A 24,805-nucleotide genomic window follows, 5' to 3' on the forward strand; every position below is an offset into this window, starting at 1 on the left:
CTTTCCATTGATCTACCGGTGCAACATACTGCACCGACCAGGATGGGACCCACCCTCCCACGGTACGGGCCGCCCCTCAGCCCTCCAGCCCCTCCTCCAGCGCCTCCGCCAGCACCTCCGCCAGGTGCCGGGCCCGCCGGCCCGCGAGCTGCCCGATCTGCGTACGGCAGGAGAAGCCGTCCGCCAGCAGCTCGGCGTCCGGGGCGGCCGCGCGGACGGCCGGGAGGAGCTGGTCCTCGGCGCAGGCGACCGAGACGGCGTAGTGGCCGCGCGTGAAGCCGAAGTCGCCGGCCAGGCCGCAGCAGCCGCCGGCCAGGTCGCCGGTGAGGCCCACCCGCTCGCGCAGGCGGCGGTCGGCGGCGTCGCCCAGGACCGCGTGCTGGTGGCAGTGGGTCTGGCCGGCGACCGGTCGGTCCAGGCGCGGCGGCCGCCAGTCGGGGGCGCGCTCCTGGAGGATCTCGGCGAAGGTGCGCACGGAGGCGGCCAGCCGGCGGGCGCGGGGGTCGCCGGGCAGCAGCTCCGGCAGGTCGGTCCGCAGGGTGGCGGCGCAGCTCGGTTCCAGGACCACCACGGGCGTGCCCAGGACGGGCGCCATGGTGTCGAGGGTGCGGCGCAGCACGGCGCGGGCCCGGTCGAGCTGGCCGGTGGAGACGTACGTCAGGCCGCAGCACACCCGGCCGCGCGGCAGCGCCGGGCGCAGCCCGGCCGCCTCCAGGACGGTGACGGCCGCGCGGCCGACGGAGGGCGTCAGGTGCTCGGTGAACGTGTCGGGCCACAGGACCGGGTCCCCCGGCCCGCCGCCCCGCCGCCGGAACCAGCGGGTGAACGTCTCGGCCGCCAGCTCGGGCAGGTCCCGCTCCGGTGCGACGCCCGCCGCCCGCTTGGCCAGGGCGGCGAGCGGCCGCACCCGGGCCAGCGCGTTCACCGGCCGGGCGACCGGGGCCGCCAGCCGCAGCCACCGCGGCAGCCGGCCCAGCGCGTAGTGGGCGGCGGGGCGCGGCCGGCCGGCGTAGTGGTGGCGCAGGAATTCGGCCTTGTACGTGGCCATGTCGACGCCCACCGGGCAGTCGCTCCGGCAGCCCTTGCACCCCAGGCACAGGTCGAGCGCGTCCCGTACCTCCGGCGAGCGCCAGCCGTCCGTGACCACCTCGCCCGCGAGCATCTCGTGCAGCAGCCGGGCGCGGCCGCGCGTGGAGTGCCGCTCCTCCCCCGTGGCGCGGAAGGACGGGCACATCACACCGGGCCCCTGGTTCGGCCCCTCCACCCGGCACTTGGCGACGCCGACGCAGCGCCGTACGGCGGTGGCGAAGTCGCCGCCGTCGTGCGGGTAGCCGAAGGCCACCTCGACGCGCTCGCGCGGGAGCACGGCGAAGCGGAGGTTCTCGTCGAGGCGCGCGGGGCGGGCGAGCATGCCCGGGTTCATCCCGCCGTCCGGGTCCCACAGGTCCTTGAACCGGCCGAACAGGGCGACCAGTTCGTCGCCGTACATCCTCGGCAGCAGCTCGGCGCGCGCCTGGCCGTCGCCGTGCTCGCCGGAGAGCGAGCCGCCGTGGGCGACGACGAGGTCGGCGACCTCCTCGGAGAACCGCCGGAAGCGCCGGACGCCCTCGTCCGAGACCAGGTCGAAGTCGATCCGGACGTGGACGCAGCCGTCCCCGAAGTGGCCGTAGGGCGTGCCGCGCAGCCCGTGTTCGGCGAGCAGGGCGCGGAAGTCGCGGAGGTACGCGCCCAGGCGGGCGGGCGGCACGGCGCAGTCCTCCCAGCCGGGCCACGCCTCGGCGCCCCCGGCGGTGCGCGTGGCGGTGCCGGCGGCGTCCTCGCGCACCCGCCACAGGGCCCGCCGGGCCGCCGGGTCGGTGACGACGGCGCCGTCCAGGGCGCCGGCGGCCCGGAGCAGGGCCTCCGCGCGGGCGCGGGCCTCGCCGGGGGCCGCGCCGCCGGTCTCGGCGAAGAGCCAGGCGCCGCCCCGGGGCAGCGCGGCGCGGGCGGCCGGGTCGCGCACCAGGTCCTCGGCCATGCCCTCGACGGTGAGCGGGCCGTACGGGAGGAGGCCGGGCGCGGCCTCGGCGGCGGCGCTCTCGTCGGCGTACCCGAGGACGGCGAGGGCGCGGGCGGGCGGTGACTCGACGAGCCGGACGGTGGCCTCGGTGAGCACGCCCAGGGTGCCCTCGCTGCCGCAGAAGGCCCGCGCCAGGTCGGTGCCGCGCTCGGGCAGCAGGGCGTCCAGGGCGTAGCCCGAGATGCGGCGGGGCAGGTCCGGGCGGAAGCCGGTGCGGAGGACCGCCAGGTGGTCGCCGACCAGCCGGGCCAGTCCGTCCGGCGCGCCCTGTCCGCCGCGCCCCAGGCGGAGTTCGGCGCCGCCGTAGGTCATGACCGTGAGCCGGTCGACGTTGTCGGCGGTCGTGCCCCAGGCCACGGAGTGCGACCCGCACGCGTTGTTACCGATCATGCCGCCCAGCGTGCAGCGGCTGTGCGTGGACGGGTCGGGCCCGAAGGTCAGCCCGTACGCCCCCGCCGCGTCGCGCAGCCGGTCCAGCACCACGCCGGGCTGCACGACGGCCGTCCGCGTCCCGGGGTCGACCGAGACGACGTCCCTCATGTGCCGGGTGAAGTCCAGGACGACGCCGGTCCCGGTCGCCTGCCCGGCGATCGACGTCCCCGCCCCGCGCGGCACCACCGGCACCCCGTGCTCGCGGCACACCCGGAGCGCGGCGGCCACGTCCTCGGCGTCGCGCGGGGCGACGACGCCCACCGGGACCCGCCGGTAGTTGGACGCGTCCATGGTGTGCAGCGCGCGGGCGGCCACCCCGAAGTCCACCTCGCCGCGCACGGCGTCCCGCAGCGCCCGTGCGAGGCCCGCCGTCTCCCGAAGCCGATCACCCATGGGGCCAGGATGCCCCGGGCGGGCCCGCCGGTGTCGTGCCCCCCGCCGGGGTCGCCGAGGTCACCGTAAGAAAGCGCACAAGAACTTCCCAAAGTGATCGTCAATTCTCTTATAGTGACCCGGAATTGCTAGGGAATTGACGGCTCCAGATACGTACGCAGATACCCACGCCCAGAGGACTGACGATTTGCGCCCCTCCATCCGGCCGGTCGCGCCGGCCCTGCTGATCTCGGCGGCCGTCACCGGCCTCCTGTGCGCGGGAGCGGTGGCCGTCGCTCCCGGCTCCGTCCGGGCTCCGCTGGCCTGGGGCGCGGCCGCGGCCGCCGTCCTGCTGACCGCCGCGGTCACCCTGGCCGCGTACGCCCTGGACACCGCCCGCCGGCTGCGCGAACGCAACGCCGCGCTCACCGCCGAGGCCGCCCGCCGCGCCACCGACGGCGCCCGGACGGTCGCCGAGGCCCGCGGGGAGGCGTCCCGCACGAGGGCGGAGGCGGACCGGGCCGTCGCGGAGGCCCGTGCCGAGACCGCCCGCGTCACCGCCGAGGTCCGCGCCGCCGCCGAACGCGCCGTCGCCGAGGCCCACGCGGAGGCGGACCGGGCCGTAGCCGAGGCTCGCGCCGAGACCGAACGCGCCACCGTCGAGGCCCGCGCGGAGGCGGACCGGGCCCGCGCGGAGGCGGCGCGCAGCGAGACCAACCGGGCCGCCGCCGTGGCCGCCTGCGCCAACGCGGCCGGCCGCATGCAGGCGCTGGCCACGAGCATGCTCGCCGACCTGCGCGAGATGGAGCACCGGCACGCCGACGAGGACGTCCTGACCGACCTCCTCCACCTCGACCACCGCACCGCCCAGGCGGGCCGCCTGGCCGACTCCATCGCCGTGCTCACCGGCGCCCGTTCGGGCCGCCGCTGGGCGAAGCCGATCGTGATGGAGTCCATCCTGCGCGGCGCGATGGGCCGTATCGGCGGCTACCAGCGCGTACGGCTGCACACCACCAGCGACGCCGCGATCGCCGGCCACGCCGCCGAGGGCGTCATGCACGCCCTGGCCGAACTCCTCGACAACGCCGCCAACTTCTCGCCGCCCACCGCCGAGGTGCACGTGTACGTGGAGGAGGTGCCCGCCGGGCTGGTCGTCACCGTCGAGGACAGCGGCCTGGTCATGAGCGAGGTGCAGTTGCGCCGCGCCGAGCGGGCCGTCACCGCCGAACGGACCGACCTCACCGGCCTGTCGGGCACCCGGCTGGGTCTCGCGGTCGTCGGCCGGCTGGCCCGCAAGCACGGGCTGACCGTCTCCTTCCGGCCCTCGGCCCGGGGCGGCACCGGCGCGCTGATGATGATCCCGCACGAGCTGATCACCCGCACCCGCCCCGCGCACCCGCCGGCACCGTCCCCCACACCCGCGCTCGCCCCCGCACCCGCGGCCACCGCCGCGCCCGCCCGCGCCCTCCCGCCCGTACCGGCGGACCGCGAGCCCCGGGAGGTCCACGACCGGCCCTCCTCCCCCTTCGCCACGCCCGAGCCGCCGCAGCCGGCCGGCACCGAACCCGGCCCCGGCACCGCGCTGACGCCCGGCGGCCTCCCCAAGCGCCGCCGCGGCCGGACCCTGGCCGCCGCGCACCCGGACGGCACCCTCACCGACGGCACCCTCCCCGAGCCCACCACGCCCCCCGACCCCGCCTCGCGGACCCGGTCGGCCGCCCGTTTCAGCAGCTTCCGCCAAGCGGTACGCACCACCACGGAAGGCACCCCCCGATGACCACCGGCACCACCACCGACGAGAAGCTCAACTGGCTGCTGGAGAACCTGCTCCAGCGCACGCCGGGAGCCCGCCACGCCCTCGTGCTGTCCCGGGACGGCCTCAAGCTGTGCCGTACGCCGGAGCTCTCCGTCGACCAGGCCGACCAGCTCGCCGCCATCGCCGCCGGCATCCAGAGCCTGTCCCACGGGGCGTCCATGGAGTTCGGCGACGGCACCGGCGGCGTACGGTCCGCGATGGCCGAGTTCTACGGTGGAGTGCTGCTGATCGTCGAGGCCGGGGAGGGCGCGCACCTCGCGGTCGTGGCCGCCGAGGACTCCGACGTCGGCCTGATCGGCCACAACATGAGCGAACTCGTCGAGCAGCTCGGTGAGCACCTGCACGCCGAGCCCCGCACCCCGTGACCCCGGGGAGCCACAGGGACGAGTCCCCGGACCGGCTGTACACCCTCACCGGCGGCCGCACCCGTTCCGCCCCGGACGCGCCGTTCGACCTGGTGACCCTGGTGGTGGCGGAGTCGGAGCCGGCGCCCGGCATGCAGTCCGAGCACGCGGCGATCCTGCGTCTGTGCCACCGCCCCACCGCCGTGGTGGAGGTGGCGGCCGAACTGGGCCTGCCGGTCGGCATCGTGCGCATCCTGCTCTCCGACCTGCTGGACACGGGCCGGATCAGCGCCCGTCACCCGCGCACCTCCGCGCACAGCCTTCCCGACCCCGACATCCTGGAGCAGGTGCTCGTTGGACTCCGCAACCTCTGAACGGACACCCCTCACCAGCACCGCCGACAACGGTCTCAAGATCGTCATCGTCGGGGGTTTCGGTGTCGGCAAGACCACCCTCGTGCGCTCGGTCAGCGAGATCCGTCCCCTCAACACCGAGGAGACGATGACCCGCGCGGGCGAGGACGTCGACGACGTGGCCCAGGTCCACTCCAAGACGTCCACCACCGTGGCCTTCGACTTCGGCCGCATCACCCTGGACGCGCACAACGTGCTGTACCTGTTCGGCGCGCCCGGCCAGGAGCGCTTCTGGTTCCTGTGGGACCGGTTGTTCGCCGGCACCCTGGGCGCGGTCGTCCTGGTCGACACCCGCCGCCTGGCCGACTCCTGGTACGCGATCGACCGCCTGGAGCACCACGGCATGCCGTTCATCGTCGCCTGCAACGACTTCGGCGGCCCGGCCCACACCGAGCGGGAGGTCCGCGAGGCGCTCGACCTGCCCGACCACGTACCGCTGGTGGAGTGCGACGCCCGCGACCGCTCGTCGAGCAAGTACGTACTGATCACCCTCGTCACGCACCTCCAGCGTCTGCACGCCCTCCGGGAGACCAGAACATGACCGCCCCCGTGCCCCTGTCCGGGCCCCGGTTCCAGACCGAACCCGCCCGGTTGTACCGGGAGATGAGGCGCGAGCACGGAGCCGTCGCGCCGGTCCTCCTCGACGGGGACGTCCCGGCCTGGCTGGTGCTCGACTACCGCGAGCTGCACCAGGTGACCAGCGACCCGGTGCTGTTCAGCCGCGACTCCGAGCTGTGGAACCAGTGGGACCGCATCCCCGCCGACTGGCCGCTGCTGCCGATGATCGGGCGCAAGCAGCCCTCGATCCTCTACACCACCGGCGAGCGCCACCGGCAGCGGGCGGGGATGATCGCGACCGCGCTGGAATCGGTCGACCCCTTCAGTCTGCGCCGGTACGCCGAGGAGTACGCGGACGGGCTCGTCGACACGTTCTGCGGCACCGGGCGGGCGGAGCTGATCGCCCAGTACGCCATGCTGCTGCCGGTCCGCGTGCTGGTGAAGGTCTACGGCGTCCCCGACGAGCAGGGCCCGGGGCTGGTGACCGCGCTCAACGACATGATCGACGGCCGGGAGCGGGCGCTGGAGGGCCAGCGGCACCTGGCGGAGTCGATGTCCGCCCTGCTCGCCGCCAAGGCCGCCGAGCCGGGCGAGGACGTGGTGTCCCGCATGCTGGCCGACCCGTCCGGGTTCTCGGTGGAGGAGATCGCCCAGGACCTGATGGTGATGATGGCGGCCGGGCACCAGCCGACGGCCGACTGGATCGGCAACTCGCTGCGGCTGATGCTGACCGACGACCGGTTCGCCGCCTCCCTGTCGGGGGGCCGGCACAGCGTCGCCGAGGCGATGAACGAGGTGCTGTGGGCCGACACCCCGACGCAGAACGTGGCCGGCCGGTGGGCGTCGCGCGACACGCACCTGGGCGGGCGGCACGTGAAGGCCGGTGACCTCGTCCTGCTGGGCCTGGCCGCCGCCAACGCCGACCCGCAGGTCCACATCGACAACGCGGCGCTCACCGGCGGCAACAGCGCCCACTTCTCCTTCGGGCACGGCGAGCACCGCTGCCCGTTCCCCGCCCAGGAGATGGCCGAGGTCATCGCCCGTACCGGGATCGAGGTGCTGCTGGACCGGCTGCCCGACCTGGACCTGGCGACCGGCGCCGACGCGCTGACCCGGCGTCCCTCGCCCTGGCTGCGGGGCATGACCGACCTGCCCGTGACCTTCACCCCGACCCCCGCCCTCGGAGGCACTCCGTGATCCCCGTGACCGAAGCGGCCGTACCGGCCGGAGCGGCCGAACCCATCCCCCTCGACCCGTTCGTCACCGACCTCGACGGCGAGAGCGCGGCGCTGCGCGCGGCCGGGCCGCTCGCCCGGGTCGTCCTGCCGGGCGGGGTCCCGGTGTGGGCGGTCACGCGCCACGCGGAGGCGCGGGCGCTGCTCACCGACAAGCGGCTGGTCAAGGACATCGAGGTGTGGGGTGCCTGGCGGCGGGGCGAGATACCGGCGGACTGGCCGCTGATCGGGCTGGCCAACCCGGGCCGCTCGATGCTGACGGTGGACGGCGAGGACCACCGCCGGATGCGGGCGCTGGTCGCCCAGGCGCTCACCCCGCGCCGGGTGGAGCGGATGCGGGGGCGGATCACCGAGCTGACCCGGGGGCTGCTGGACGGGCTGGCCGCGTACGGGCCGGCGGAGACGGTCGACCTGAAGGCCGCCTTCGCCTATCCGCTGCCCATGTACGTGATCAGCGACCTGATGGGCATCGCCGCGGCGGACCACCCCCGGCTGAAGGTGCTGTTCGACCGGTTCTTCTCCACCCAGACGCCGCCCGGGGAGGTCGTGGCGACCCTCGGGGAGCTGGCGGGGATGATGGCGAAGGTGGTGGCGGCCCGCCGGGCGGAGCCGGGCGACGACCTGACGAGCGCGCTGATCGCCGCGTCCGAGGACGGCGACCACCTCACGGACGCGGAGATCGTCTCCACCCTCCAGCTCATGGTGGCGGCGGGCCACGAGACGACGATCTCGCTGATCGTCAACGCGGTCGTCAACCTGTCGGCCCATCCCGACCAGCTCGCTCTGGTCCGTTCCGGTGAGGTCGGCTGGGACGCGGTGGTCGAGGAGACACTGCGGTACTCCACCCCCACGTCGCACGTCCTGATCCGGTTCGCCACCGAGGACGTCGCCGTCGGCGACCGGGTCCTGCCGCGCGGGGACGCGCTGATCGTGTCGTACGGGGCGATCGGCCGTGACGAGGAGCAGCACGGTCCGACGGCCGGCGTCTTCGACGTCACCCGCTCGCCCAACCGGCACATCTCCTTCGGCCACGGGCCGCATGTGTGCCCGGGCGCGGCGCTGTCCCGGCTGGAGGCGGGGATCGCCCTGCCCGCCCTGTACGAGCGCTTCCCCCGTCTCACCCTGGCGGTGCCGGTCACGGAGCTGCGCCACAAGCCGGTCGTCACCCAGAACGATCTCTTCGAGCTGCCGGTCCGCCTCGGCTGACGCCCGCCGGGGAGGCGCTGCGCGTCTCATCCGCTCGTCTCACCGGACGGACACGGCGCTCGCGCCGTGTCCGTCACCGGCTAGGCTCCGAGGCGTGGCTGAGATCCAGATTCCCACCGACATCAAGCCCGCCGACGGCCGTTTCGGCGCGGGCCCCTCCAAGGTGCGTACGGAGGCGCTGGAGGCCCTGGCCGCCACCGGCACCTCCCTCCTCGGTACCTCCCACCGCCAGGCCCCGGTCAAGAACCTGGTCGGCGAGGTCCGCTCGGGCGTGCGTGACCTGTTCTCCCTGCCCGAGGGGTACGAGGTGATCCTCGGCAACGGCGGCTCCACCGCCTTCTGGGACATCGCGACCCACGGTCTGATCGAGAACAAGTCGCAGCACCTGACCTTCGGCGAGTTCTCCTCCAAGTTCGCCAAGGCCGCGAAGCTGGCTCCGTGGCTGGCCGAGCCGACCGTCATCTCCTCGGAGCCGGGCACGCACCCGGAGCCGCGGGCGGAGGCGGGCGTGGACGTGTACGCGTTCACCCACAACGAGACGTCCACCGGTGTCGCCGCGCCGGTCGAGCGCGTCGAGGGCGCCGACGAGGGCGCGCTGGTGCTGGTGGACGCGACCTCGGGCGCGGGCGGCCTGCCGGTCGACATCACCCAGTCGGACGTCTACTACTTCGCGCCGCAGAAGTCCTTCGCCTCCGAGGGCGGCCTGTGGATCGGTGTGTTCTCGCCCGCCGCCCTGGAGCGCGCCCGGCGCGTCCACGCCTCGGGCCGCCACGTCCCGGAGTTCTTCTCGCTGCCGACCGCCATCGACAACTCGCTGAAGAACCAGACGTACAACACCCCGGCGCTGTCCACGCTGTTCCTGCTCAACGAGCAGCTCAAGTGGATCAACGGCCAGGGCGGTCTGGACTGGTCGGTGCGCCGCACGGCGACCTCCGCGCGGACGCTGTACGGCTGGGCGGAGGAGTCCAAGTACGCCTCGCCGTTCGTCGCCGACCCGGCGAAGCGCTCGCAGGTCATCGGCACCATCGACTTCTCCGACGAGGTCGACGCGGCGGCGGTCGCCAAGGTGCTGCGCGCCAACGGCATCGTCGACACCGAGCCGTACCGCAAGCTGGGCCGCAACCAGCTTCGGATCGCGATGTTCCCGGCGGTCGAGCCGTCGGACGTCGAGGCGCTGACGGCGTGCGTCGACTACGTGATCGAGAAGCTGTAGCCGACGGCACGACCGTGTGACGAAAGGGCCCCCGCCCGATGGGTGGGGGCCCTTCCGCATGCGGCCGATAACCGCTCTATCGGGGCTCGTCCGGTGTCCCTACCATCCCAAGCACTCCGGCAGCACCACACGCAGAGTGTGTGACATGCATGCGCCATCCGCGCTACCCGCGCCATCTGTGCCATCTGTGCCATCTGTGCCATCTGTGCCATCTGTGCCATCTGTGCCATCCACGGTTGGACCCCCCACTTCGACCGGCAACCGATCGGAGCCCCATGTCCAGAAGATCCCGGACCCTCTTCGCCGGCACGGCCGCCACCACGGCCCTCGCGGCGACCGTCCTCACCCCGTCCCCCGCGTCGGCGGGCATCGTCGCCCCGCCCGACAAGATCGTGATCGAGGTCGCCACCGTCAACGGATCGGGCTGCCGCCAGGGCACGGCCGCCGTCGCCGTGGCCCCGGACAACACGGCCTTCACCGTGACCTACAGCGACTACCTCGCCCAGGTGGGCGTGGGCGCGGAGCCGACCGACTTCCGCAAGAACTGTCAGCTCAACCTGATCGTCCACGTCCCCGGCGGCTTCACCTACGCCGTCGCCGGCGCCGACTACCGCGGCTACGCCAAGCTGGAGGCCGGCGCCACCGCCGTCCAGAGGGCGTCCTACTACTTCCAGGGCTCGCCCGACACCGCCCAGAAGAGCCACCCCTACCGGGGCCCGTACAACGACAACTGGCAGGCCACCGACCAGACCGACTGGGGCCAGCTCGTCTGGGCGCCCTGCGGGGTCAAGCGCAACTTCAACATCAACACCGAGCTGCGGGTCAGCGCGGGCACCTCCGACCCGACGAAGACCAACAGCTTCATCGCCATGGACTCCACCGACGGTGAGATCAAGACCGTCTACCGGCTGGCGTGGAAGGAGTGCCCGCCCAAGTAGGCGCTCCCCCGAGGACCGGGTGGGCCCGCGCCCCCTCCGCGGGCCCACCCCCGTCCCTCCCGGCTACCGGCTCAGCCGCCGGAAGCGCCGCACCGCGAGCGGCAGGAACACCGCCGTGATCACCACCGGCCACACCACCGCCATCAGCGGCGCGTGCTGCTCCACCCAGCTCCCGCCGCCCGCGCCGGGGTTGCCGAACAGCTCCCGGGTCGCCGCGGCCGTGGAGGAGATCGGGTTCCAGGCGGCGATCGTGCCCAGCCAGCCCGGCATCGTGCCCGGCGGCACGAAGACGCTGGAGATCATGGTGAGCGGGAAGGCGACCGCGAACAGCCCGCCCGCCGCCTCCGGGTTCGGGACCAGCAGCCCCAGCCAGATCCCCACCCAGGTGAGGCAGTAGCGCAGCAGGAGCAGCAGCGCGAAGGCGCCCGCCGTGGCGGCCGGGCCGCCGTCCGAGCGCCAGCCCATCGCGAACGCCGTCGTCGCCAGGATGGTCAGCTCGGCGCAGGCGATGATCGCGTCGGTGACGCCCCGCCCGGTGACCACCGCGGAGGGGGCCATGGGCATGGAGCGGAACCGGTCGATGACGCCCTTGTTGGCGTCGGTGACCACCGTCGTCGCGGTGTTGATGAATCCGAAGGCCATCGTCATCACGAACATCCCGGGCATCAGGAAGTCGCGGTAGTCCGACGCCCCGCCGCCGCCCGGCGGCTTCATCGCACCGCTGAAGACGTACCCGTAGAGCAGCACCGACAGGATCGGGAAGCCGAGCTGCCAGGCGATGTAGACCGGCTTGCGCCGGTAGGTGGTCAGATGGCGGCGGACCACGTTCCAGCAGTCCGCCACGGCCCAGTAGGCCCGTCCGCGCCCCGCGAGGGGTTCCATGGTCGTGCTCACGCGGCCACCTCCGCCTTCTTCTCCTCGGTCGCGTGACCGGTCAGGCGCAGGAACACGTCGTCCAGGCTGGGCCTGCGCAGCCCGATGTCCTCGACGTGGACGCCCTCGTCCTGGAGGGACCTGACGACCTCGGTCAGTGCCTTCACCCGGTCGGTGACGGGCGCGTGGACGCGGCGCCCGGCCTCGTCCACGCGCGGCTCGCCCAGGCACACCCGCGCCACGGTCCGGGCCACCCGCGGCAGGTCGGCCGCCTCCAGGGCGACGACCTCGATGCGGTCGCCGCCCACCCGGTCCTTCAGCGCCTCGGGGGTGTCGTCGGCGATGGCCCGGCCCCGGTCGATGACCGTGACCCGGGAGGCGAGCCGGTCGGCCTCCTCCAGGTACTGGGTGGTCAGCAGCACGCTGGTCCCGCCCGCCACCAGGGCCCGCACCGCGTCCCAGACCTCGCCCCGGCCGCGCGGGTCGAGACCGGTCGTCGGCTCGTCCAGGAACAGCACGCGGGGCGCCAGGATCATCGAGGCGGCCAGGTCCAGACGGCGGCGCATCCCGCCGCTGTACCCCTCGACGCCCTTGTCCGCCGCCTCCGTCAGGTCGAACCGCTCCAGCAGCTCGGCGGCGCGGGCGCGGGCCCGGCGCCCGCCCAGGTGGAACAGCCGGCCGAACATCTCCAGGTTCTGCCGGCCCGTCAGGATCTCGTCCACCGCCGCGTACTGGCCGGTGAGCCCGATCAGCGACCGCACCTTGCGCGGGTCGCGCGCCACGTCGACCCCGGCCACCTCGGCGCGGCCGCCGTCGAAGCGGCGCAGCGTCGCCAGCACCCGCACGGCGGTGGTCTTGCCCGCCCCGTTGGGTCCCAGCAGACCGTGCACCGTGCCGGTGCGCACGGCCAGGTCGAACCCGTCCAGCGCGCGCTTGTCCCCGTACCGCTTCTCCAGGCCCTCGGCCCGTACCGCCCAGTCGTCCATGCGCCCTCCCCGTCCAAGAACTGAGTACACCGTACCCAACATAGCGTACGGCGTACCCAGTTTCTGTCCAGTGATTTACGCTGACGCCATGACCAGCGACAGCAAGCCCGCGGCGGCGACGGCGACCAGCGGCAGCGGCGATGTCGTCCGCAGCCTGGAGCTGCTCTGGGGCACGGGCGAACCCGCCACCCGGGGACCCCGGCGCGGCCTCACCCTCGACCGGATCGTCACCACCGCCGTCGAGGTCGCCGACGCCGAGGGCCTGGACGCGGTGTCCATGCGGCGCCTCTCGGCCGACCTCGGCGTCGGCACCATGTCGCTGTACCGGTACGTCCCCGGCAAGGCGGAGCTGCTCGACCTGATGCTCGACCGCGTCCGCGGCCTGATGCTCGACTCCCAGCCGCCCGAGCCCTGCGACTGGCGCGCCGCCGTGGACGCCCTGGCCCACGCCGAACTCGGCCTCTACCGCCGCCACCCATGGCTGCTCAAGGTCAACCAGGCCCGCAGCGTCCTGGGCCCCAGCACCCTGCGCGGCCTCGAACTCGCCCTAACCGGACTGCGGGGCACCGGCCTCTCCGACCCGGAGCTCATCTCCCTGATCATCGCCGTCCAGAGCTTCGTCACCGGCATCGCGCGCATGGAGGCCGAGACGGTCGAGGCGGCCAAGGAGACCGGCGTCAGCGACGAGGAGTTCTGGACGCGCCAGGAACCCTTCCTCGACCGCGCCATGCGCACCGGCGACTACCCCGTGATGGCCGCGCTCTCCCGGGACGCCTTCTCCCCCGACTTCGACCACTTCGCCTTCGGCCTGCGCACCCTGCTGGACGGCCTCGAAGCACGGGTGGCCCGCCGGGCGGAGGGCCGTCCGGACGACAGGCCCTAGGGAGGGACTTCCCGGTCACCGGATCGTCGGTCCGGCGGCTCGGCGCAGCGATCGACAAGATCAGATACCTGATCCGTTCGGTAATGTGTTCGTCCGGGGAGGGCCCGAACGGCTGCTGCCAGGCGGCAACGTCCGCCGCAGCCATACACACGTCCCATGACCACGGACGTCGGCACGGCCTCCGGCCCCTTCTCCCAGAGAACGGACCACGATACGGACGGGGGAACACCGATGACGACCGCTCACGCCTCATCCGGGGTAGGGAGCAGCCCACCGCCGGAGAGCGACACGGTCATCGCCGTACGGGATCTGCGGATGCGCTACCGCAGTCAGGACGTGTTGAAGGGTGTCGGATTCACGGCCCGGCGAGGCGAAGTCGTCCTGCTGCTCGGCCCGAACGGCGCGGGCAAGACGACCACGATCGAGGTCTTGGAAGGCTTCCGGATGCGCTCTGCCGGTGACGTGACCGTCCTCGGCACTGATCCGGCCGGCGGGGACGAGCGGTGGCGTGCGCGCCTGGGCATCGTGTTGCAGTCCTGGCGTGACCACGGCAAGTGGCGGGTGCGGGAACTGCTGGCCCATCTCGGCTCGTACTACGCGCCGTACTCCACGGCCCTCGTGCGGCGGCCGTGGGACGTTGACGAGCTCCTCGCCGCAGTGGGTCTGACCGAGCAGGCGGACAAGCGGGTCGGGACTCTGTCCGGCGGGCAGCGCAGGCGCTTCGACGTGGCCGTCGGCATCGTAGGCAGGCCTGAGGTGTTGTTTTTGGACGAGCCGACGGCGGGTCTGGACCCGGAGGCGAGGAACGAGTTCCACGGCCTGGTACGCGGGCTGGCGGACGAGAACACCACTGTTCTGCTGACCACGCACGACCTTGCCGAGGCGGAGAGGCTCGCCGACCGGATCCTGATTCTGGCCGGCGGCCGGATCGTGGCCGATGGCTCGGCCGAGGAGCTGTCGCGGCAGGCATCGGCCGAGGCCACTGTGCGCTGGACGCGGGCCGGGCGGCACTTCGAGGAGGCGACGGCCGAGCCCACCCGGTTCGTCCGTCGGCTGTTCGAGGAGCACGGCGAGGCGATCGGCGGGCTGGAGGTGCGCCGGGCGAGCCTGGAGGACACCTACTTGACGATGGTGCGGGAGCTCGAGGCGGGGAACGTTCCCGATGAGCGGACGGTGCACGCTTTCGGGGAGGGATCGCGATGAGTCCGGTGTGGTACGCGGCGGGAGTAGGAGTGCGGCGCGGCTGGACGGAACTCCGGCAGACCTTCACCACCGGCCAGGACGTGTTCGGCTACGTACTCTGGACGGTCCTGCTCCTCGTGCCGCTGTTCCTGCTCAAGGACGACCCGCTGAAGGGCGCCGGCATCTCGACCGGCGCGTTCATGCTGCCGAGCATGCTGGGCATGACGCTCGCGTTCACCGGGATGATGACCACGGCACAGCTACTCGCGACCGAGCGCGAGGACGGCACGCTCCTGCGGGCCAAGGCGGTGCCGCACGGCATGGTCGGCCACCTGGTCGGAAAGATCATCATGGTGTCGGGCACGGCTCTCGTCTCCATGGCGCTCCCCTTCGCCGTCGGCGTGTTCCTGGTGGACGGGGTGGCCCGGCAGGGCGGCGGAGCGCTGCTGACGCTGGTGTGGGTGACGCCGCTGGGTCTCCTGGCGACCCTGCCGATCGGCGCCGTCATCGGCTCACTGGTCAGCAGTCCGCGCACCGTCGGCCTGCTGATGCTCCCGGTGATGGGACTCGTCGTGATCTCCGGGATCTACTTCCCCCTGTCCGAGCTGCCCGAGTGGCTCCGGACCGTCGGGCAGATCTTCCCCGTGTACTGGCTCGGCCTCGGTCTCCGCTCGGCGCTGCTGCCGGCCGATGCGGTCGCCGCCGAGATCGGCGAATCCTGGCGGCACCTGGAGACGGCGGGCGTTCTGGGCGTCTGGGCAGTCGCCGGGCTGCTCCTCGCACCATCCGTCCTGCGCAGGATGGCCCGCCGCGAGTCCGGGGCCGCGATGGCGGAACGGCACCGGAAGGCGATGCAGCGGGTCGTTTGACGATGTGCCGGGATGTCGGCCCGGCTCCTGGTCAGGCCGCGTCGGGCAGCGGGCGCCGGCGCAGGTGGCGGTGCAAGGCCACGATGTGGATCGGGACGCTGTCGGGCCGGGCGGCACGGACCGGCTTCAGCGCGGCCAGAGTGTTGGCGGTGCCCTTGCGGCGGCCGATGCTGTACGGACACTCCCCTAGCCGGCGCTCCGCCGCCGCGCCCGGTGCCACAGGAGGACCAGCCCGGCCGCGCCGGCCAGGACGAGGGCGCCCATCGTGGTGGTGCCGGTGCCGTCGCCGGCGGCGGGCTTCCCGGGGGCCGGCGTTCCGTCCGGGGCGGGGGAGCTGCTGCCGCCGGGGGCGGGCCGGGGGCCGTCCTCCAGCGGCACCCGCTCCACCCGGCTGCCCGAGCCCTCCGAGCCGTACATCAGCGCCGAACCGTCCGCCGTGTACGTCACCGACTCCGACTGCCGCATGATCGGCGCGCTCAGCCGCTTCTCGGCCCCGAGCCGCCCGTCCTCCCACGCGTACGCCCGGGCGCTGAAGTACCCGCGCAGCACCAGCTCCCGGCCGTCCGGCGAGAACGCCCCGTCGGTGACCCACGGCACCTCGCCGATCCGCCGGAACACGTTCGCCCCGTCCGCCGACAACCGCGCGGGGCCCTCGTACAGACCGCCCCCGTCCTCCTTCTTGGACGCGATGTAGACGCGCCCCGTGACGGGGTGCACCATCAGCGCCTCGGCGTTCCGGGGCCCGTCGGCGTACCGCACCGTGTACTGCGTGGCGTCCACGGCCTGGTCGCGCAGCTCCTTCGGCTCGGGGAAGCGGTAGATCCAGACGTGGTCCCAGGAGCCGTCGAGGTTGTCGCCGATGTCACCGACGTACACCGCCCCGTCGGCTCCGACGGAGATCGCCTCCATGTCCCGGGGCGTGCCGATGCCCCGCAGGGTGACGGTGGCGACGGTCTTGCCCGTCCTGGAGTCCACGGCGAACACCCGTGGCCCGTCCTGGTCGTTGTGCGTCCAGTAGACCCCCGGGTGGGCACGGCTGGCGGCGAGGCCGCTGGACTCGGTGATCCGGGCGTCCTCGACGGTGAACCCGCCGTCCTCCTCGCCGGCCACCGCCGGACCGGCCGCCAGCACCACCGCGGCGAAGGCCGCCCCCAGGGTCGTACGCAACGAACGCATGCTCCCAGTGTCCATGGTCACATCGCACTCCCCGGCCGGGGTCGGCCATGATGGCCCCCATGCGTTTCATGTTCGTCGGCGACTCCATGACCATCGGACGCGCCGGCGACTTCACCTGGCGCTACCGGATGTGGCAGCACCTGGACGCCACCCTCCCCGGCCGGTACGCGATCGTCGGCCCGCGCGACGGGCTGTACGAGGCGTCCGCCGACGCCCCCGTCTCACACGCCTACGCCGACCCCGGCTTCCCCGCCCGCGCCCGCCGGCACCTGGCCGGCTGGGGTGAGGGCTGGCTGCACATGGCGCCCCTGATCGGCGGGGCCGTCACGGCGGCGGAAGCGGACGTGCTCCTGGTGTCCCTGGGCCTGATAGACCTCGGCTTCTACACCAACAGCGACCAGACGTCCGAGAACGTCCACGCCTTCGTCGCCGCCGCCCGCGCCGCGAACCCGCGCGTCCGGGCCGTCCTGCTCCCCGTGATCCCCAACGTGCGCGCCGGGTACGACGCCCCCTTCGCCGCCGAGTGCGCCCGCTTCAACGAGCTGCTCGGCAAGGCCGTGGCCGACCTCGACGAGCCGGGCTCCCCGCTGCTGCTGGCCTCGGTGCCGGAGTCGTACGACATCGCCACCGACACCTACGACGGCACCCACCCGGGCCCGTCCGGTGAGCACAAGCTCGCGGCCGCCTTCGCGACGGCGATGCACCAGGCGTGGGGCCTGGGCGGCCCGTACACCGCGCCGGCCGCCGCCTCCGGGCCGGTCACCTAGGGTCACCTAGGAGCGGCGAACACCGATGTTGGCCCGATGGCCGGGGCTGTCCATCCAGCCCCGCAGGACGGCCGCCGCGTCCGGATAGCCCCGGGCCACGTTCTCCCCGGCCATGCCCCACGCGTGACCGGTGCGGTTGATGCGGCCCACGAGCGTGGAGCCGCCCGAGCCGCGGTGGGAGAGCCGGTTGCGCCCCGCCATGTCGACGCTGTGGCCGCGCGCCGCGCGCGCCAGCTTCCGGTGGACCTTGAGCGGCGGGCAACCCGCCTTCCTCCGCTCGATGTTGACCAGCCGGACGACCTGGCCGACCCCCCGCAACGGCTTCGTCCGAGTTCGTCGGCAACGCGTTCGCCTCGGAGAACCACCGGGGCAACACCGCCAACGACGGCAAGCTGGTGGACCTGGCGAGCTGCGACACCTCGTCGGACCTGTCGAAGGACCTCACGCTGACCAAGTCGGCCGACAACCGGGCCGTCCAGCCCGGCGACAGGATCACCTACACCGTCACGGTCAGGAACGACGGCAACGCCCCGAACAACGAGGCCTCCTTCACCGACGACCTCTCGGCCCTGCGCGGCGCCGAGTACAACGGTGACGCCACCGCGTCCACGGGTTCGGTCTCCTTCGACGAGGAGACCTCCACCCTGTCCTGGGCCGGGGAACTCGAACCGGGCGAGGAGGCGGAGGTGACCTACTCCGTCACCGCTGGTGAACCGGACGGCGACACCGCCACCCTGTCCAACAGCGTCACCTCCACCGCGGACTCCAACTGCGGTGAGGGCGCCGAGGACCCGGGCTGCACCAGCGACGTCACCGTCTCGCGCGGCATCCCCGTCGTGAGCCCGGAGGCCCGGGCTCCCGCGCTGGCCTCGATCGGCGCGGTCGGAGCCCTCGGGCACGGCGCGGTCCTGATGCGTCGCCGCCGGGTGACGGGCGCCTGATCACAGCCCGCACCGGCCGAGCCCCGGGTCTCACGGCCCGGGGCTCAGGCGTGCCCGCCAGCCGACCGCCTCCCGGCGCGGCGGTGCCATCGACGCGGCGGCGTCCCGCCGGCACGGCCCGCACCGCGTCTCGTCCCCGACCGGCCGGAAGACGTGCTCGTCACCCGGCCCCTCGCAGACGACCAGCCCCCGCACGGCGGGCCTCGGCTCCAGCGGTACGGGCAGCTTCTCCACCAGCCGGTGCCGTAGGAAGCCCACGGCGGAACGCACCCCGCCGGGCGGCAACCCGGTCGTCAACGCCCGCCGCAGCTCGGTCGTCGAGAAGCCGCGCCGCAGCCACTCGGCCGCCGCATCCGCCAGGCCCCGGGCCTCCCGCACGCCCAGCCACAGCTCCCGGTGCTCGTGCCGCAGCGAGAGCAACACGCCCTCGGCGGCGACGACTTCGGCGCAATCGGCCGCAGCGGCCGGTTCTTCGGGTGGGGGGTGGGGAGTGTTCTTCTCCCGGTCTTCTTCTACCGGAGGAGAACCGGCGACCACCGGGGACCCCGGTGCACCGACCGTCGGTTCCGGGACCCTCGGAGCGGGCGGAGGTGGCGGAGGTGGCGAAGACTGTGGCGGCGGGCTGGAGGGTTCGGGCGCCACCCCGTCCCGCAGCCGGCTCGCCTCCTCCCCCGTCAGGGTGACGTTGGACAGCAACTGATCGGTGATCCACTGACCGCGCCCGCCCTGCCGGCGCCAGTGGTGGAAGAACCCGCTCGCCAGCAGCTCCTCCTTGGCCCGCTGGAACGCCCGGGGCTTCATGCCCAGGCTCTCCGCGTGCTCACCGAGCGGCTTGGCGGCCTCGGGTTCGGGAAGCCCCTGCACATAGATGACCAGCAACTTGGCGTCGCTGCCGAGACGGCGATGCCGTACGAGCTCGTGCGAGACCTTGGTGAAGCGCCGCTCGGGCGCGATAGCATGCCGAAGCATTTCTGGTGGACCTCTAGCTCCACTAGTGGTGAAGGTCCTCGGTCGGTGTTGGCGCACCCCCGGGGACCGCTCCATGTCTGCACACGGAGCGTGTTGGCGCGATTACCGTACAGCATGTTCGACCGTTTCGCGCAACAAGTCCGGTTCCACGAAAGGCACTTCGTCCGTGGGCCGCGACCTCCAGTCCAGCGGCCACGTCAGCCCCTCCAGCGCCGGGATCCCCACGAACGCGGCGCTCCGCCCGCTCCGGCTCAACGCCCGCGCCCCCGCAGGCCAGGCGTACGCCGCCGCCGTCTGGGGCGGCAGCAGGAAGTACAGATTCCGCTCCCCGGTCAGCTCCCGGACGATCGGCCCGGCCTGGAAGTCCGTGAACTCCATGAGCCGGTAGGCCACTTCCTCGCCGAGCATCCCCCGGACGCGCACGGCGTCGAAGTGGATGCCCGCATGCCGGAGGGCATGCCCGGAGGCCGGGATCCAGGACGGAACCCTGTCAAGTGAAACGCGTGGATTCATGCGGCCAGCTTCCCGGTCCGGATCTACTGTGACCAGCGCCACAAGCTGTTTGTGCCGCGTTGTGCACCTGGGGAGGACGGGCGTGAACATCGGGAACAACGGCAGCCCGGGCGCCGCGAAGGCGTTCGGCCGGCTGCTGCGCTTCCACCGCGAACGGGCGAAGGTCTCGCAGGAGCTCCTGGGCCGCGAGACCGGATACTCCAAGTCCCAAGTGGCCATGATCGAGCGCGGTGAACGCCGCCCGAGGGGCAACTTCGTGGAGGTGGCGGACCAGCTGCTGGGTGCACAAGGTGCACTGCTGGAGGTGGCGCAGGAGCTGAAGGCGAGCGGAGTGGCGGCGTGGTTCGAGGACTACTTGGAGGAGGAGGCCCGGGCGGCCGCCATCCACAAGTACGAGAACCACGTCATCCCCGGCTTGCTCCAGATCGAGCCGTACGCCCGCGCTGTATTCGGCTCCCACCGTCCGGCACTGGACGATGAGGAGATCGACGCCATGGTTTCCGCCCGGCTCTCCCGACAGCAGCTCTTCACCCGTAAGCCAACCCCTCTCGTCAGCTTCGTGCTGGAGCAGAGCGTGCTCACCCGCCCCCTGGGCGGCCCTACGGTCCTCAAGGCGAACCTGGAGCATCTGCTCAGCGTCGGACGGCGTAGGAACGTCGAAATCCAGGTAATGCCTGCCGACCGTGAGACACATGCCGGGCTCGATGGCCCGTTTACCCTGCTCGACACGGCGGAACGGCAACGTCAGTTGGCCTACATCGAGGGGCAGGGTGGACGCTACTTCTTGAGCGAACAGCCGGACTTGGGGGACGTGTTCGCACGGTATGGCATTCTGCGGGCACAGGCCCTGGCCCCCGAAGACTCCGCCAAACTCATCGAACAGGTGGCACACGAGCTATGAACAGCGTCCTCGACTGGTTCAAGAGCAGCTACAGCGGCGACCAGGGCGGCGCATGCGTCGAGGTCGCCTTCGCCTGGACGAAGTCCAGCTACAGCGGCAGCCAGGGCGGCGACTGCGTCGAGGTCGCCCTGCTCCCCCACGCCGTCCACGTCCGTGACTCCAAGGACGTGACCCGCCCCGCCCTGACCCTCTCCACCTCCGCCTGGTCAGCCTTCCTTGTGGAAGACCACCTCCGGGTGCTGGGCGGTCGGGCCGTCCAGTAGCTTCCGGTCCACGCCCCTCAGGTGCAGGTCGAAGAAGGCGGTCACGTACGCGCGGGTGATCTCCTGGGACCGCTTGCCGGACAGGGGCTCCTCCGGGGGCAGGAGGCCGAGCTGGTCGGCGAGGACGGGCACGTCCGTGAAGGTGAAGTGTTCCGAGCCCGTGACGTTGATCCAGCGCTTCCAGCCGCCCAGGAGCGGCCAGTCGCGGATCCAGGAGGGGTCGTCGTCGCCGGTGCCGAGCATCAGGAAGGGCCGGCCGCCCAGACCCTCGGCGGGTACGGGCTCCATGAAGGAGCCGTCCATGTTGACGCCCGCGCGCACGCGCCGGTCGCCCGCCATGGTCGTGGCGGCGGAGGCGCCGCCGATGGAGTGGCCGGCCATGCCGATCTTCGTGCGGTCGATCATGCGGGCGTGCCGCCAGGCGGGGCGCTTGTCGGCGAGCAGCCGGTCGAGCAGGAAGGACGTGTCCTGGGCCCGGCCCTTGGGCACCACGCCGTACCCGCCCGGCTTGATCTTGTCGCAGGCGACGCAGGAGAGCAGACGGCCGCCCGGGAAGGCGGCACCGGCCGCCTCGTAGGCGTGGTCGACGGCGGCGACGACGTAGCCCTGGGCGGCCAGCTCCTCGGCGAGGACGGACAGGGTCCAGCGGTTGACGGAGAACCCGGGCGACAGCACCACGAGCGGGAACTTCCCGTGTACGGGGGCGGCGCCGGTGCGGGCGTTGGTGCGGGTGGCGCTGAGCGTCCGGGCGGACACCGCGTCGGTCAGCTTCCGGTCCTCCAGGAACGCCTGGGCCTCGCGCTCGGTCATGTACTTGGCGGTGCGGCCGCCACCGGGGCGGGCCGGGTAGTACATCGTCACCATCAGCTCGCGCGGCCCGGCCTCCGGGACCCACGGGTCGGGACGGCCGGTGTCGACGAGGTGCAGCGTGTCGCGGCCCACCGCGTACGGGCCGGTGGGCGCCGGGAGGTGGAGGCGCACGGAGGAGGGGTCGGAGGCGGCGACGGGGCCAACGGCCGGGGCCGCGTGGGCGACACCCGTACCGAGCAGGGCGAGGGACAGACCGAGGAGGGCGGCGGCCGCGCCGCGAGGCAGTCGATGCATACGGCGAGGCTAGGCAGCGGACCGGCCCCCGGGCGTCCCCCCATGGCCCGAGCCGGGTCGCCCCCTGGACGTACGGCGGTCTCCGACCGTGGAACGACCTGCCCCGTAAGGGAGTTGACCTCAAGCGCGGTCGAGGTCCTACGGTCGACCGCATGACGACCACGAAGACCGTTCCCGTCCCCGCCGACCCCGCCGCCACCGACGAAGAGCTCGCCGCGCAGCCCATCGGCTACTGGAGCGGCGTCGCCCACAAGGCGGTCATCAAGTACATCCGTGACGCGATGGCCCGGGTGGACATCACCCAGCCCATGTGGTGGACGCTCAACCGCGTCGACGCCGGTGACGACGTCACCCGAGAGGTGATCGTGGCCGGGCTGGCCGATGTCGCGGACACGCCCCACGACGCCTCCCGTGCCGTCGATCACCTGCTCCACCGGGGCTGGCTGCGCGCCGACGGCGCCGGGCACCTGCACCTCACCGACGAGGGCCGCGCCGCCAAGGCCCGTATCAAGGAGCTGGTCACGGACGTCCGGGCGCGGATCCACGACGGCATCGGCGACGACGAGTACGTGGCCGCGCTGAAGGTACTGCGCCGCATGGCCGCCAACGCGGCGGCTACGCCCGCGTGAGGCGATTGGCGAAGGTGGACATGGTGTACGTGCCGATGCCCATCACCACCTCCAGGGCGTTGCGTTCGGTGTAGCCGTGGGCGAGGAAGGCGGCCAGGTCCGCGTCGGCGACCTCGCCCGCCGTGGCGTACACGGCCTCGACGAACCGCCGCACCGCGTCGAGGCGTTCCTCGGGGAGCGGGGTGCCGTCCCGGAGGGCGGTGATCGTGGCGGGGTCGGCGCCCAGGGCGCGGAGCTTGCGGGTGTGGAGGTCCACGCAGACCTGGCAGCCGTTGCGGGTGGCCACCGTCATGACGACCGTCTCGCGGGCGAGCGGGTCGAGCGAGGTGCGGTCGAACATGGCCGTGAGGGTCATGAACCCCTCCAGCAGCTCGGGCGAGGCCGCCATGCGGGCGACGGCCGGCGGGACGTGGCCGCCCATGCGGTGGGCGACGGCCTCCATGACGGGACGGGAGGCGGGCGGGGCGGACTCCAGGGTGTGGTCGACGAACACGGCCGCTCCTAAGATGGACAACATGGTTGACGATAAGAAGGTAAACCAGGTTGTCGATCCGGGCAAGGGGTCGAGCCGGGGTTACGAGCTGCCGCTGCTCCTCTTCGCGGGCTTCCGCACCCTGATCGACCGCCTGCACGCCGAACTCGCCGCCCAGGGCCACCCGGACCTGCGGCCCGCCCACGGCTACGCCATGCAGGCCGTCGGGGTCGCCGGGGCGACCGCCAGCGAGGTCGGGCGGCGGCTCGGGGTGTCCAAGCAGGCGGCCGGCAAGACCGTCGACCGGCTGGTCGCCCTCGGGTACGCCGAGCGCGCCGACGACCCCGCCGACGCCCGCCGCAAGCTCGTCCGCCTCACCCCGCACGGTCTGGACGCGCTCGCCCGGTCGGCCGCGATCTTCGACGAGCTGCGGGCCGACTGGGCGCGCACCCTCGGGTCCGACCGCGTCCGGGACATGGAGGACGCCCTGCGCGCGGTCGTCCCGGCCGACGCCTTCCGGCTCGACGCGGCGGGGTGGCTGGGCGGGGCGTGACCCGCCCGGCGCCCCCTTGCTTCGAGGGCGCTCGAAGGCGTTGGCTGTACATCCATGAAGTACACGCAGCTCGGACGCACCGGACTCAAGGTCAGCCGACTCGTCCTCGGCACGATGAACTTCGGACCCCAGACCGACGAGGCCGGCAGTCACGCCATCATGAACGCCGCGATCGACGCGGGCATCAACTTCTTCGACACTGCCAACGTCTACGGCTGGGGCGAGAACAAGGGCCGTACGGAGGAGATCATCGGCTCCTGGTTCGCCCGGGGCGGCGACCGGGACAAGGTCGTCCTCGCCACCAAGGTGTACGGCAACATGTCGACCGACGGGCAGGTCTGGCCCAACCACGACAAGCTCTCCGCCGTGAACATCCGGCGGGCCGTCGAGGCCAGCCTCAAGCGGCTGAACACCGACCACATCGACCTCTACCAGTTCCACCACATCGACCGGCACACGCCCTTCGACGAGATCTGGCAGGCCATCGACGTCCTGATCCAGCAGGGCAAGATCCTCTACGCCGGGTCGTCCAACTTCCCCGGCTACAAGATCGCCCAGGCGAACGAGGCCGCCGCCCGGCGCGGCATGGTCGGGCTCGTCAGCGAGCAGTGCCTCTACAACCTGTCCGAGCGCCGCGCCGAGATGGAGGTCATCCCCGCCGCGCAGGACTACGGCCTGGGCGTCATCCCCTGGTCGCCGCTGCACGGCGGACTGCTCGGCGGCGTGATCAAGAAGGAGGCCAAGGGCGGGCGCCGCACCAGCGGCCGCTCGGCGGACGCGCTCGCCGACACCGACGTGCGCCTCCAGCTCCAGGCGTACGAGGACCTCCTCGACAAGCACGGGCTGGAGCCCGGCGAGGTGGCCCTGGCCTGGCTGCTGACCCGGCCCGGCGTGACGGGACCGATCGTCGGCCCGCGCACCGCCGAACAGCTCGACTCCGCGCTGCGGGCGGTGGAGCTGGAACTCACCGACGAAGTCCTGTCCGAGCTGGACGCGATCTTCCCCGGCCCGGGACCGTCCCCGGAGGCCTTCGCCTGGTGACGGGCGTCACACCGGACGGCCGCGCCCCGGGCTCAGCCGAGCGCGGCCGCCACGGCGACGATCACGAACATCAGCACGAGTACACCGGCCATGATGC

General features: G+C 73.0%; 27 protein-coding genes. 18 read left to right on the top strand and 9 right to left on the bottom strand.

Features of this window, described 5'->3' with window-relative positions; all coding sequences use genetic code 11:
* Positions 1 to 76 precede the first annotated feature (76 nt).
* The gene (locus ACZ7LK_RS21345; RefSeq protein ID WP_471142638.1) at positions 77 to 2,884 is read right to left on the bottom strand and encodes an FAD-binding and (Fe-S)-binding domain-containing protein; all 2,808 of its coding nucleotides are present in this window, start codon (positions 2,882 to 2,884) and stop codon (positions 77 to 79) included.
* Positions 2,885 to 3,071: 187 nt separating this feature from the next.
* Here ACZ7LK_RS21345 and ACZ7LK_RS21350 point away from each other — a divergent pair, with 187 nt between their 5' ends.
* The 8 genes from ACZ7LK_RS21350 (at position 3,072) to ACZ7LK_RS21385 (ending at position 10,586) form a co-directional block, all read left to right on the top strand.
* The gene (locus ACZ7LK_RS21350) at positions 3,072 to 4,640 is read left to right on the top strand and encodes a sensor histidine kinase (protein ID WP_471142641.1); all 1,569 of its coding nucleotides are present in this window, start codon (positions 3,072 to 3,074) and stop codon (positions 4,638 to 4,640) included.
* On the top strand, positions 4,637 to 5,044 hold the full coding sequence (locus ACZ7LK_RS21355) for a roadblock/LC7 domain-containing protein (RefSeq protein WP_336320886.1): 408 nt from the start codon (positions 4,637 to 4,639) through the stop codon (positions 5,042 to 5,044). Before ACZ7LK_RS21350 ends, ACZ7LK_RS21355 begins: the two co-directional genes overlap by 4 nt.
* Positions 5,041 to 5,397, top strand: coding sequence for a DUF742 domain-containing protein (locus tag ACZ7LK_RS21360; RefSeq protein ID WP_392275043.1), 357 nt, complete (start codon positions 5,041 to 5,043; stop codon positions 5,395 to 5,397). Before ACZ7LK_RS21355 ends, ACZ7LK_RS21360 begins: the two co-directional genes overlap by 4 nt.
* Positions 5,378 to 5,977, top strand: coding sequence for a GTP-binding protein (locus tag ACZ7LK_RS21365; protein WP_392275042.1), 600 nt, complete (start codon positions 5,378 to 5,380; stop codon positions 5,975 to 5,977). The genes ACZ7LK_RS21360 and ACZ7LK_RS21365 overlap by 20 nt, the downstream gene beginning before the upstream one ends.
* Complete coding sequence (locus tag ACZ7LK_RS21370; RefSeq protein ID WP_392275041.1) at positions 5,974 to 7,191, top strand: cytochrome P450; 1,218 nt, start codon at positions 5,974 to 5,976, stop codon at positions 7,189 to 7,191. Before ACZ7LK_RS21365 ends, ACZ7LK_RS21370 begins: the two co-directional genes overlap by 4 nt.
* The gene (locus tag ACZ7LK_RS21375; protein ID WP_471142859.1) at positions 7,191 to 8,435 is read left to right on the top strand and encodes a cytochrome P450 family protein; all 1,245 of its coding nucleotides are present in this window, start codon (positions 7,191 to 7,193) and stop codon (positions 8,433 to 8,435) included. Before ACZ7LK_RS21370 ends, ACZ7LK_RS21375 begins: the two co-directional genes overlap by 1 nt.
* 94 nt (positions 8,436 to 8,529) lie before the next feature.
* Positions 8,530 to 9,648, top strand: a complete 1,119-nt coding sequence (serC, locus tag ACZ7LK_RS21380; protein WP_471142647.1) for a phosphoserine transaminase — start codon at positions 8,530 to 8,532, stop codon at positions 9,646 to 9,648.
* Between the two features lie 275 nt (positions 9,649 to 9,923).
* Complete coding sequence (locus tag ACZ7LK_RS21385; protein WP_392275039.1) at positions 9,924 to 10,586, top strand: DUF4360 domain-containing protein; 663 nt, start codon at positions 9,924 to 9,926, stop codon at positions 10,584 to 10,586.
* A gap of 63 nt (positions 10,587 to 10,649) precedes the next feature.
* On the opposite strand, the gene ACZ7LK_RS21390 is transcribed toward ACZ7LK_RS21385, so the two are convergent.
* Both ACZ7LK_RS21390 and ACZ7LK_RS21395 read right to left on the bottom strand, forming a co-directional pair.
* Positions 10,650 to 11,468: an ABC transporter permease gene (locus ACZ7LK_RS21390; protein ID WP_392275307.1), complete on the bottom strand. Its 819-nt coding sequence runs from the start codon at positions 11,466 to 11,468 to the stop codon at positions 10,650 to 10,652.
* A gap of 8 nt (positions 11,469 to 11,476) precedes the next feature.
* A complete protein-coding gene (locus ACZ7LK_RS21395; protein ID WP_392275038.1) occupies positions 11,477 to 12,445 on the bottom strand; it encodes an ATP-binding cassette domain-containing protein in 969 nt (322 codons plus the stop codon).
* An 88-nt stretch (positions 12,446 to 12,533) separates the two neighbouring features.
* Between ACZ7LK_RS21395 and ACZ7LK_RS21400 the strand changes: the two genes are divergently transcribed.
* The 3 genes from ACZ7LK_RS21400 to ACZ7LK_RS21410 all read left to right on the top strand — a co-directional run bounded on the left by ACZ7LK_RS21400 (position 12,534) and on the right by ACZ7LK_RS21410 (position 15,379).
* Positions 12,534 to 13,328, top strand: a complete 795-nt coding sequence (locus ACZ7LK_RS21400) for a TetR/AcrR family transcriptional regulator (RefSeq protein ID WP_469461146.1) — start codon at positions 12,534 to 12,536, stop codon at positions 13,326 to 13,328.
* A 231-nt stretch (positions 13,329 to 13,559) separates the two neighbouring features.
* Entirely contained in the window at positions 13,560 to 14,531 is a 972-nt protein-coding gene (locus ACZ7LK_RS21405) for an ABC transporter ATP-binding protein (RefSeq protein ID WP_392275306.1), read from the top strand.
* Positions 14,528 to 15,379 (top strand): ABC transporter permease, encoded by an 852-nt coding sequence (locus ACZ7LK_RS21410; protein WP_392275036.1) that lies wholly within the window; start codon positions 14,528 to 14,530, stop codon positions 15,377 to 15,379. Before ACZ7LK_RS21405 ends, ACZ7LK_RS21410 begins: the two co-directional genes overlap by 4 nt.
* A gap of 186 nt (positions 15,380 to 15,565) precedes the next feature.
* On the opposite strand, the gene ACZ7LK_RS21415 is transcribed toward ACZ7LK_RS21410, so the two are convergent.
* Positions 15,566 to 16,555, bottom strand: a complete 990-nt coding sequence (locus ACZ7LK_RS21415) for a WD40 repeat domain-containing protein (protein ID WP_471142651.1) — start codon at positions 16,553 to 16,555, stop codon at positions 15,566 to 15,568.
* A gap of 59 nt (positions 16,556 to 16,614) precedes the next feature.
* Here ACZ7LK_RS21415 and ACZ7LK_RS21420 point away from each other — a divergent pair, with 59 nt between their 5' ends.
* Entirely contained in the window at positions 16,615 to 17,322 is a 708-nt protein-coding gene (locus ACZ7LK_RS21420) for a GDSL-type esterase/lipase family protein (protein WP_471142654.1), read from the top strand.
* Positions 17,323 to 17,328: 6 nt separating this feature from the next.
* Here ACZ7LK_RS21420 and ACZ7LK_RS21425 read toward each other — a convergent pair whose 3' ends face one another.
* Positions 17,329 to 17,640, bottom strand: coding sequence for a CAP domain-containing protein (locus ACZ7LK_RS21425; protein ID WP_392275033.1), 312 nt, complete (start codon positions 17,638 to 17,640; stop codon positions 17,329 to 17,331).
* A gap of 77 nt (positions 17,641 to 17,717) precedes the next feature.
* Between ACZ7LK_RS21425 and ACZ7LK_RS21430 the strand changes: the two genes are divergently transcribed.
* Complete coding sequence (locus ACZ7LK_RS21430; protein ID WP_469461138.1) at positions 17,718 to 18,263, top strand: DUF7927 domain-containing protein; 546 nt, start codon at positions 17,718 to 17,720, stop codon at positions 18,261 to 18,263.
* Between the two features lie 30 nt (positions 18,264 to 18,293).
* On the opposite strand, the gene ACZ7LK_RS21435 is transcribed toward ACZ7LK_RS21430, so the two are convergent.
* Complete coding sequence (locus ACZ7LK_RS21435) at positions 18,294 to 19,232, bottom strand: hypothetical protein (RefSeq protein WP_471142658.1); 939 nt, start codon at positions 19,230 to 19,232, stop codon at positions 18,294 to 18,296.
* 102 nt (positions 19,233 to 19,334) lie between these two features.
* Complete coding sequence (locus ACZ7LK_RS21440) at positions 19,335 to 19,745, bottom strand: hypothetical protein (protein WP_471142863.1); 411 nt, start codon at positions 19,743 to 19,745, stop codon at positions 19,335 to 19,337.
* Between the two features lie 82 nt (positions 19,746 to 19,827).
* On the opposite strand from ACZ7LK_RS21440, the gene ACZ7LK_RS21445 reads away from it, so the two are divergent.
* Together ACZ7LK_RS21445 and ACZ7LK_RS21450 are read left to right on the top strand one after the other, a co-directional pair.
* A complete protein-coding gene (locus ACZ7LK_RS21445) occupies positions 19,828 to 20,646 on the top strand; it encodes a helix-turn-helix domain-containing protein (RefSeq protein WP_392275030.1) in 819 nt (272 codons plus the stop codon).
* Positions 20,643 to 20,909, top strand: coding sequence for a DUF397 domain-containing protein (locus ACZ7LK_RS21450; RefSeq protein ID WP_471142660.1), 267 nt, complete (start codon positions 20,643 to 20,645; stop codon positions 20,907 to 20,909). Before ACZ7LK_RS21445 ends, ACZ7LK_RS21450 begins: the two co-directional genes overlap by 4 nt.
* Here the strand turns inward: ACZ7LK_RS21450 and ACZ7LK_RS21455 are convergent.
* Positions 20,853 to 22,013 (bottom strand): alpha/beta hydrolase family protein, encoded by a 1,161-nt coding sequence (locus tag ACZ7LK_RS21455; protein ID WP_392275028.1) that lies wholly within the window; start codon positions 22,011 to 22,013, stop codon positions 20,853 to 20,855. The two genes, ACZ7LK_RS21450 and ACZ7LK_RS21455, sit on opposite strands and share 57 nt — an antisense overlap.
* 152 nt (positions 22,014 to 22,165) lie before the next feature.
* Here ACZ7LK_RS21455 and ACZ7LK_RS21460 point away from each other — a divergent pair, with 152 nt between their 5' ends.
* A complete protein-coding gene (locus ACZ7LK_RS21460; protein ID WP_392275027.1) occupies positions 22,166 to 22,642 on the top strand; it encodes a MarR family winged helix-turn-helix transcriptional regulator in 477 nt (158 codons plus the stop codon).
* Here the strand turns inward: ACZ7LK_RS21460 and ACZ7LK_RS21465 are convergent.
* A complete protein-coding gene (locus tag ACZ7LK_RS21465; RefSeq protein WP_392275026.1) occupies positions 22,629 to 23,159 on the bottom strand; it encodes a carboxymuconolactone decarboxylase family protein in 531 nt (176 codons plus the stop codon). The two genes, ACZ7LK_RS21460 and ACZ7LK_RS21465, sit on opposite strands and share 14 nt — an antisense overlap.
* Between ACZ7LK_RS21465 and ACZ7LK_RS21470 the strand changes: the two genes are divergently transcribed.
* Entirely contained in the window at positions 23,158 to 23,667 is a 510-nt protein-coding gene (locus ACZ7LK_RS21470) for a MarR family winged helix-turn-helix transcriptional regulator (RefSeq protein ID WP_392275025.1), read from the top strand. The two genes, ACZ7LK_RS21465 and ACZ7LK_RS21470, sit on opposite strands and share 2 nt — an antisense overlap.
* Positions 23,668 to 23,721: 54 nt before the next feature.
* Complete coding sequence (locus tag ACZ7LK_RS21475) at positions 23,722 to 24,708, top strand: aldo/keto reductase (protein WP_469461129.1); 987 nt, start codon at positions 23,722 to 23,724, stop codon at positions 24,706 to 24,708.
* The last annotated feature ends 97 nt before the right edge of the window (positions 24,709 to 24,805 follow it).

This window comes from Streptomyces sp. NPDC039423, assembly GCF_055598725.1.